The organism is Bacillus sp. TL12 (assembly GCF_022625245.1).
Taxonomy (GTDB): domain Bacteria; phylum Bacillota; class Bacilli; order Bacillales; family Bacillaceae_G; genus Bacillus_A.
This window is the reverse complement of the sequence record NZ_JAJJBY010000191.1, coordinates 1-580: the sequence shown is the minus strand read 5'-3', so window position 1 is coordinate 580 and position 580 is coordinate 1. Positions and strand designations below refer to the sequence as shown.

At 49.7% G+C, this 580-nt stretch carries 4 tRNA genes and 1 rRNA gene; all 5 read left to right on the top strand.

Annotation, left to right across the window (positions count from 1 at the left end):
• Positions 1–70: 70 nt before the first annotated feature.
• The 5 genes from rrf to LOK41_RS28425 all read left to right on the top strand — a co-directional run bounded on the left by rrf (position 71) and on the right by LOK41_RS28425 (position 532).
• A 5S ribosomal RNA gene (rrf, locus tag LOK41_RS28445) occupies positions 71–186 on the top strand.
• A 9-nt stretch (positions 187–195) separates the two neighbouring features.
• A tRNA-Asn gene (locus LOK41_RS28440) sits at positions 196–270 on the top strand.
• A 5-nt stretch (positions 271–275) separates the two neighbouring features.
• Positions 276–367: transfer RNA gene (locus LOK41_RS28435), tRNA-Ser, on the top strand.
• Positions 368–377: 10 nt separating this feature from the next.
• Positions 378–452, top strand: a tRNA-Glu gene (locus LOK41_RS28430).
• Between the two features lie 4 nt (positions 453–456).
• Positions 457–532 (top strand) — tRNA-Val (locus LOK41_RS28425).
• Positions 533–580: the final 48 nt, after the last annotated feature.

Sequence of the window (580 nt, the reverse complement as noted above, 5' to 3'; positions counted from 1 at the left end):
GGGAACATAAAAAACTTGTTGACTTTTTGAATCAATCAAGTATAATAATGTTTGTCTCAAGTGAATGTAGTCTGGTAATGATGGCAGAGAGGTCACACCCGTTCCCATACCGAACACGGAAGTTAAGCTCTCTAGCGCCGATGGTAGTTGGGACCTTGTCCCTGTGAGAGTAGGATGTTGCCAGGCTAATATCATTCCGCAGTAGCTCAGCGGTAGAGCTATCGGCTGTTAACCGATCGGTCGTAGGTTCGATTCCTACCTGCGGAGCCATGATTGGAGAGCTGTCCGAGTTGGCCGAAGGAGCACGATTGGAAATCGTGTATACGTCACAAGCGTATCAAGGGTTCGAATCCCTTGCTCTCCGCCATGATATTTTTGGCCCGTTGGTCAAGTGGTTAAGACACCGCCCTTTCACGGCGGTAACACGGGTTCGAATCCCGTACGGGTCACCACTTTGGAGGATTAGCTCAGCTGGGAGAGCACCTGCCTTACAAGCAGGGGGTCGGCGGTTCGATCCCGTCATCCTCCACCATATATAAAAATAATATATGAATAGTATTATCGCGGGGTGGAGCAGTCC